Annotated in this window: 7 protein-coding genes; 4 read left to right on the forward strand and 3 right to left on the reverse strand. The window is 68.4% G+C overall.

Annotated features, from left to right (window positions below; translation table 11 throughout):
- Both H5J33_RS17300 and H5J33_RS17305 read right to left on the reverse strand, forming a co-directional pair.
- The coding region (locus H5J33_RS17300) for a hypothetical protein (protein WP_258565173.1) at positions 1-630 on the reverse strand (630 nt) is incomplete at its 3' end.
- A 456-nt stretch (positions 631-1086) separates the two neighbouring features.
- A complete protein-coding gene (locus H5J33_RS17305) occupies positions 1087-1803 on the reverse strand; it encodes a Crp/Fnr family transcriptional regulator (protein ID WP_181795825.1) in 717 nt (238 codons plus the stop codon).
- Between the two features lie 385 nt (positions 1804-2188).
- Here H5J33_RS17305 and rpsL point away from each other — a divergent pair, with 385 nt between their 5' ends.
- The 4 genes from rpsL (at position 2189) to tuf (ending at position 6549) form a co-directional block, all read left to right on the forward strand.
- Positions 2189-2560, forward strand: a complete 372-nt coding sequence (rpsL, locus tag H5J33_RS17310) for a 30S ribosomal protein S12 (RefSeq protein WP_003948652.1) — start codon at positions 2189-2191, stop codon at positions 2558-2560.
- 2 nt (positions 2561-2562) lie between these two features.
- Positions 2563-3033 (forward strand): 30S ribosomal protein S7, encoded by a 471-nt coding sequence (gene rpsG, locus H5J33_RS17315; RefSeq protein WP_003998848.1) that lies wholly within the window; start codon positions 2563-2565, stop codon positions 3031-3033.
- Between the two features lie 39 nt (positions 3034-3072).
- The gene (gene fusA / locus H5J33_RS17320; RefSeq protein ID WP_181795826.1) at positions 3073-5199 is read left to right on the forward strand and encodes an elongation factor G; all 2127 of its coding nucleotides are present in this window, start codon (positions 3073-3075) and stop codon (positions 5197-5199) included.
- Positions 5200-5355: 156 nt separating this feature from the next.
- A complete protein-coding gene (tuf, locus tag H5J33_RS17325; RefSeq protein WP_181795827.1) occupies positions 5356-6549 on the forward strand; it encodes an elongation factor Tu in 1194 nt (397 codons plus the stop codon).
- 88 nt (positions 6550-6637) lie between these two features.
- Here the strand turns inward: tuf and H5J33_RS17330 are convergent.
- Positions 6638-7462 (reverse strand): hypothetical protein (locus H5J33_RS17330; protein WP_220212446.1); only part of this gene is annotated, 825 nt, incomplete at its 5' end.

The raw sequence follows: 7462 nt of genomic DNA on the forward strand, positions 1-7462 counted from the left end.
CTCACCGTGGTCTGTGTGGGTGCCCGGGGCGGTGCCGGCCGCCGCCTGTGCCGCCGTGCCGGGCACCGGTCCGTACAGCCAGGCCGTGAGCGGGCCGTTCTTGCTCGCCACCGGCACCCGGTGGAAGGCGTCGGCCGGGACGCCCGGGTGGTCGTGCCGTACGACTCCGGCGTACAGGGCGTCCGAGACGCACAGCGCGAAGTCGTCGGCGCGCTCGCGCAGGGCGTCGCGCAGCACCTCGGCGTCCAGCAGCCGGCAGGCGTGGTTCAGGTCGGAGCCGACCCAGCCGGCGTGCTCGTCGATGGCGACGAAGCCGTTGGCGACCACACCGCGCAGCCGGATCTGCGCCGAGCGGGACGCCATGCGGTTGATCGCCCGCAACTCGGCCGGGACCTCGGTGAGCAGGGCCCGCAGCAGCGCGGTGACGGGGGCGTTGGCGTCGATCAGCTCCATCACCGAGTCGCCGCGGTCGGCTCGCAGCCGCCGCGTCTCGTCGATACCGGCGCTCTGCAGCGCGCGGTCGGTGATGTCGTAGAGCATGCGGCGCAGATAGGCCTGTTCGACATCGTCCCGGTGGCTGAACCTCTCGATGTCCAGCAGCAGGATCGTCCGGTTCACGGGATCGGTCATGGCGGCCTCTCGCAACGGGGGTGGCGTGCAGGGCAGCAGCGTGCTGCCCGGCGGCCCGCGATGGTGAGGACGGATGACGCACACCGACTGTGACCGTGTACACAGAACGTCCCCCTGGGACGCGTGGGGTGGGGAACGGCACGGGGTGGCCTACGGGGCTCGGCGCGGCCCGGGGCAGGCGGCGGCGCGGGGGTCGGGTGCGGTCCGGGGCAGGTGGTTGCGGGGGGCTCGGTCCGGGGCCCTGGGGGCGGGGCCTTTCGGCGCGCAGTGCTTGGGCGGGGGTGGCGGGGGGGTACGGCACGGGCCGGTCTGCGGGGCTCGGGAGCGGTCCGGGGCAGGCGGGTGCGGCAGTCAGGTGCGACCCGGGGCACGCGGGTGCGCCGGATCGGGGTGGGGCCCCGGGAACCGGACGTCTCAGGAGCTCGGTGCTTCCGCGGGGGCGGCGGCAGGCCCCGGCTAGGCGAGCGCGGCCGTGATGCGGCGCAGGATGTCCGGGCGGCGGATGAGGAGGGCGCGGCGGCCGGTGACCACCACCTCCTTGTCGCGCAGTTCCTTCAGCAGCCGCTGCACCATCTCCCGGGAGGCGCCCACGGAGCCGGCGAGTTCCTGCTTGCTGAGCGGCACGGCCAGTTCGATGCCGTCCGGGACGCGCCGGCCGTGGGTGCGGGCCAGGTCGAGGAGCAGGACGGCGAGCCGTTCCCGTACGTTCATCGACGCGAACTCCAGCCGTCGCCGGTCGGCCGCCCGGGTGCGGTCCGTGGTGAGCCCCAGCAGCGCGAAGGACGCGGCGGGGGAGTCGCCGAGGAAGTCCCGGAACCGCTCCCGCTCGACGGCCACCGCGCGCACCGGCTCCAGCGCGGTGACCGTCGCCGAGCGCGGCCGTCCGGTCAGCGCGGCCGACTCGCCGATGATGTCGCCGGGCCCGCGCAGCGCGAGCAGCGCCTCGTAGCCGTTGGCGGCGGAGGCGGTGACCTTGGTCCAGCCGTCGACCAGGAACAGCACGTGGGAGGACGGTTCGTGCTGGTGGAGCAGGATCGTGCGGGGTGCGAAGGTGAGCGTCGTGCCGAGGGCGAGCAGGGCCGAGCGGTCCTCGCTCTCCAGTCTGGCCAGGAACGGAACCCGGTCCTCCAGACCGCCGTCGTCCGGCGAGTACGCCGGCGTCCTTGTTGTCATGCCCATCCCCCGGGAGTCAGCGGACGCATCAACGTACTGAACACGCAAGACCGCCGATCCGCGAAGGGTGCGTTTCGGCCACTCGCGAGTCATGGGACAACCCGGGCGAATGTCAAGGAAGGAGGTGGGGGGTCCGGCGTGTCGTAGAGCACTTCATTTGTTTTGACCGAAGTCCGTGAGGTAGGTACGCTCAGACCTTGTGCCTGGGGTGTGCCCTGGCTCCTGTGCGTGCCTCCAAACCGTACGGCGAGTCACGAGCGGCCACCGTAATTCGCGCCCTTCTCGCCTTGCGGCGGGAGTCTGGCGGATTCGACACACCCGACCGCGTGGGTCGGCGACGTTCCAGGTTAGCTGTACCCATCGGCACACAGAAACCGGAGAAGTAGTGCCTACGATCCAGCAGCTGGTCCGCAAGGGCCGGCAGGACAAGGTCGAAAAGAACAAGACGCCCGCACTCGAGGGTTCCCCCCAGCGTCGCGGCGTCTGCACGCGTGTGTTCACGACCACCCCGAAGAAGCCGAACTCGGCCCTCCGCAAGGTCGCGCGTGTGCGTCTGACCAGCGGCATCGAGGTCACCGCTTACATTCCGGGTGAGGGACACAACCTGCAGGAGCACTCCATCGTGCTCGTGCGCGGCGGCCGTGTGAAGGACCTGCCGGGTGTTCGCTACAAGATCATCCGCGGTTCGCTCGACACCCAGGGTGTCAAGAACCGCAAGCAGGCTCGCAGCCGTTACGGCGCCAAGAAGGAGAAGTAAGAATGCCTCGTAAGGGCCCCGCCCCGAAGCGCCCGGTCATCATCGACCCGGTCTACGGCTCTCCTCTGGTGACCTCCCTGATCAACAAGGTGCTGCTGAACGGCAAGCGCTCCACCGCCGAGCGCATCGTCTACGGCGCCATGGAGGGCCTGCGCGAGAAGACCGGCAACGACCCGGTCATCACGCTCAAGCGCGCTCTCGAGAACATCAAGCCGACCCTCGAGGTCAAGTCCCGCCGTGTCGGTGGCGCCACCTACCAGGTGCCGGTCGAGGTCAAGCCCGGCCGCGCCAACACCCTGGCGCTGCGCTGGCTGGTCGGTTACTCCCGCGCCCGTCGCGAGAAGACCATGACCGAGCGTCTCCTCAACGAGCTTCTCGATGCCTCCAACGGCCTCGGTGCGGCCGTGAAGAAGCGCGAGGACACCCACAAGATGGCCGAGTCCAACAAGGCCTTCGCGCACTACCGCTGGTAGTCGCTACCCACATCGAGACCGAGAGAAGACTGAAGCCTTATGGCTACCACTTCACTTGACCTGGCCAGGGTCCGCAACATCGGGATCATGGCCCACATCGACGCGGGCAAGACGACCACCACCGAGCGGATCCTGTTCTACACCGGTGTGTCTTACAAGATCGGTGAGGTCCACGACGGCGCTGCCACCATGGACTGGATGGAGCAGGAGCAGGAGCGTGGCATCACGATCACCTCTGCTGCCACCACCTGCCACTGGCCGCTGGAGAACGTCGACCACACCATCAACATCATCGACACCCCGGGTCACGTCGACTTCACCGTCGAGGTGGAGCGCTCCCTGCGCGTGCTCGACGGTGCCGTGACGGTGTTCGACGGTGTCGCCGGCGTTGAGCCGCAGTCCGAGACCGTGTGGCGTCAGGCGGACCGCTACGGCGTTCCGCGCATCTGCTTCGTCAACAAGCTCGACCGCACCGGTGCCGAGTTCCACCGCTGTGTCGACATGATCTCCGACCGCCTGGGCGCGCAGCCGCTGGTCATGCAGCTGCCGATCGGTGCCGAGGCGGACTTCAAGGGTGTCGTCGACCTGGTGACGATGAAGGCCTTCGTGTGGTCCGCCGAGGCCACCAAGGGCGAGATGTACGACATCGTCGACATCCCGGACACCCACACCGAGGCTGCCGAGGAGTGGCGCGGCAAGCTGCTCGAGGCCGTGGCCGAGAACGACGAAGAGATCATGGAGCTGTACCTGGAGGGCGAGGAGCCTTCCGTGGAGCAGCTGTACGCCGCGATCCGTCGTATCACCATCGCCTCCGGCAAGGGCACCGGCACCACGGTGACCCCGGTGTTCTGCGGTACCGCGTTCAAGAACAAGGGCGTTCAGCCCCTGCTCGACGCGGTCGTGCGCTACCTCCCCTCCCCGGTTGACATCGAGGCCATCGAGGGCCACGCGGTCAACAACGCGGAGGAGGTCGTCAAGCGCAAGCCGTCCGACGACGAGCCGCTGTCGGCGCTGGCGTTCAAGATCATGAGCGACCCGCACCTCGGCAAGCTCACCTTCGTCCGCGTGTACTCCGGCCGCCTGGAGTCCGGCACCGCCGTGCTGAACTCCGTCAAGGGCCGCAAGGAGCGCATCGGCAAGATCTACCGCATGCACGCGAACAAGCGTGAGGAGATCGAGTCGGTGGGCGCCGGTGACATCGTCGCCGTCATGGGCCTGAAGCAGACCACCACCGGTGAGACGCTCTGCGACGAGAAGAACCCGGTGATCCTGGAGTCCATGGACTTCCCGGCGCCGGTCATCGAGGTCGCGATCGAGCCCAAGTCCAAGGGTGACCAGGAGAAGCTGGGTGTCGCCATCCAGCGTCTCGCGGAGGAGGACCCCTCCTTCCAGGTGCACACCAACGAGGAGACCGGCCAGACCGTCATCGGCGGTATGGGCGAGCTTCACCTCGAGGTCCTCGTGGACCGCATGAAGCGCGAGTTCAAGGTCGAGGCCAACGTCGGCAAGCCGCAGGTGGCCTACCGCGAGACGATCCGCAAGGCCGTCGAGCGCGTCGACTACACCCACAAGAAGCAGACCGGTGGTACCGGTCAGTTCGCGAAGGTGCAGATCGGCATCGAGCCGCTCGAGGGTGGCGACACCTCGTACGAGTTCGTGAACAAGGTGACCGGTGGCCGTATCCCGAAGGAGTACATCCCTTCGGTGGACGCCGGTGCGCAGGAGGCCATGCAGTTCGGCATCCTCGCCGGCTACGAGATGACCGGTGTCCGTGTCATCCTCCACGACGGTGCCTACCACGAGGTCGACTCCTCCGAGCTCGCCTTCAAGATCGCCGGTTCGCAGGCCTTCAAGGAGGCCGCGCGCAAGGCCAGCCCCGTGCTGCTCGAGCCGATGATGGCCGTCGAGGTCACCACGCCCGAGGACTACATGGGTGAGGTCATCGGCGACATCAACTCCCGCCGTGGCCAGATCCAGGCCATGGAGGAGCGGGCTGGTGCCCGCGTCGTGAAGGGCCTCGTGCCCCTGTCGGAGATGTTCGGCTACGTCGGCGACCTCCGCAGCAAGACGTCGGGTCGCGCAAGCTACTCGATGCAGTTCGACTCCTACGCCGAGGTTCCGCGGAACGTCGCCGAGGAGATCATCGCGAAGGCCAAGGGCGAGTAACGCACCGCGTAAACACGCCGTAGGCTTGACTCCGGAGCCTCCAGGGGCAAACGTCCGCAATCGTGAGCGTTTGCCCCGGGTTCCGGGCCTTTACAGCAAAGATCACCTGGCGCCGATGAAGTAAGGCGTACAGAACCACTCCACAGGAGGACCCCAGTGGCGAAGGCGAAGTTCGAGCGGACTAAGCCGCACGTCAACATCGGCACCATCGGTCACATCGACCACGGTAAGACGACCCTCACGGCCGCCATTACCAAGGTGCTGCACGACGCGTACCCGGACCTGAACGAGGCCACCCCGTTCGACAACATCGACAAGGCGCCCGAGGAGCGTCAGCGCGGTATCACCATCTCCATCGCGCACGTCGAGTACCAGACCGAGGCGCGTCACTACGCCCACGTCGACTGCCCGGGTCACGCGGACTACATCAAGAACATGATCACCGGTGCCGCGCAGATGGACGGCGCGATCCTGGTGGTCGCCGCCACCGACGGCCCGATGCCGCAGACCAAGGAGCACGTGCTCCTGGCCCGCCAGGTCGGCGTTCCGTACATCGTCGTCGCCCTGAACAAGGCCGACATGGTGGACGACGAGGAGATCCTGGAGCTCGTCGAGCTCGAGGTCCGTGAGCTCCTCTCCGAGTACGAGTTCCCCGGCGACGACGTTCCGGTCGTCAAGGTCTCCGCGCTCAAGGCCCTCGAGGGCGAGCAGGAGTGGGTGGAGTCCGTCCTCAACCTGATGAAGGCCGTCGACGAGTCGATCCCGCAGCCGGAGCGCGACGTCGACAAGCCGTTCCTCATGCCGATCGAGGACGTCTTCACCATCACCGGTCGCGGTACGGTCGTCACCGGCCGTATCGAGCGTGGTGTCCTCAAGGTCAACGAGAACGTCGACATCATCGGCATCAAGCCGGAGAAGACCTCCACCACGGTCACCGGCATCGAGATGTTCCGCAAGCTGCTCGACGAGGGCCAGGCCGGTGAGAACGTCGGTCTGCTCCTCCGTGGCATCAAGCGCGAGGACGTCGAGCGCGGCCAGGTCATCATCAAGCCGGGCTCGGTCACCCCGCACACCGAGTTCGAGGCGCAGGCCTACATCCTCTCCAAGGACGAGGGTGGCCGCCACACGCCGTTCTTCAACAACTACCGTCCGCAGTTCTACTTCCGCACGACGGACGTGACCGGCGTGGTGACCCTCCCCGAGGGCACCGAGATGGTCATGCCGGGTGACAACACCGAGATGACGGTGTCGCTCATCCAGCCCGTCGCCATGGAAGAGGGCCTGAAGTTCGCCATCCGTGAGGGTGGCCGCACCGTGGGCGCCGGCCAGGTCACCAAGATCCTCAAGTAAGTTCCGCTTGCCTGAGGGTCAGCACCTGACCTAGGGAGAGGCCCGTACGACTCCGGTCGTACGGGCCTCTTCCGCTTTTCCCGGGCGCTCACTGCATGTTCGTCAGCGGCGGGTGGGCGTACGACACCTCGCACCCGTAGATCTGCATGCAGTACCCGCGCCCGAAGTCCAGTTCGGTCTGCCCGGACGGCCCCCGGAACATCGGCCCGGTGTACCCGGCGTCCTCCAGCGGGCGCCAGCTCCGGCTGCCGCCGTCCCACTCGGCGCCGTCGAAGGTGAGCAGGGGCCGCACCGGCGAGCCGCACTCGGCGCAGGCCATCGGGAACGGGTCGGAGAAGCTCCAGGGCGCGTGGCCGCCCAGCTTGGTGCCCGGGGCCACGGAGAGGTCGTACTGGTAGCGGAGCCCCGTGTCCTCCCGCGCGTCCTCCCACGCCTCGATCCGCTCGGCCAGCTCCTCGGGCAGCTCGTGCGGGGCCGGGTACTCCGTGACGGTCTCCGGGTGCAGCACGCAGGGTTCGGGCAGATAGTCGGGGTTGCCGACGACGGCCGGCCGTGGCGGCGCGGCGAGCGGGGCGGTGACGGCGCCCGAATCGCGCCAGCGCAGCTCGACGCGGGGCAGATACCCGGGGCCGTGGTCGAACGGGCACCACAGCACCTGGAGCAGATCGCTGCCGTCGGGGCGGGGCAGCGCCGGCACGTCGGCGGCGTGGAGCTGGAGCGCGGGCACCATCGGAAGCGGCCCGTCCACGGGTATCCGCACCCGTTCCCGCCCCCGGTCCACGGCCGCCTTCTCCTCGTCGGCCAGCAGTGCGGCGCCCTCCGCGCGGGGCCGGGCCCACGCCTCGCGCAGCACGCGGAGGTCATCACGGCCTTCCTGACCGGCCGCCGCCCCGACATCCCCGACCACTCCGTG

It is taken from the genome of Streptomyces sp. WELS2, from assembly GCF_013870595.1.
Taxonomy (GTDB): Bacteria; Actinomycetota; Actinomycetes; order Streptomycetales; family Streptomycetaceae; genus Streptomyces.

Coding starts and splice junctions, on each gene's coding strand:
- fusA (WP_181795826.1), top strand. CDS start 3,073: ATGGCTACCACTTCACTTGACCTGGCCAGGGTCCGCAACATCGGGATC.
- rpsG (WP_003998848.1), top strand. CDS start 2,563: ATGCCTCGTAAGGGCCCCGCCCCGAAGCGCCCGGTCATCATCGACCCG.
- H5J33_RS17305 (WP_181795825.1), bottom strand. CDS start 1,803: ATGACAACAAGGACGCCGGCGTACTCGCCGGACGACGGCGGTCTGGAG.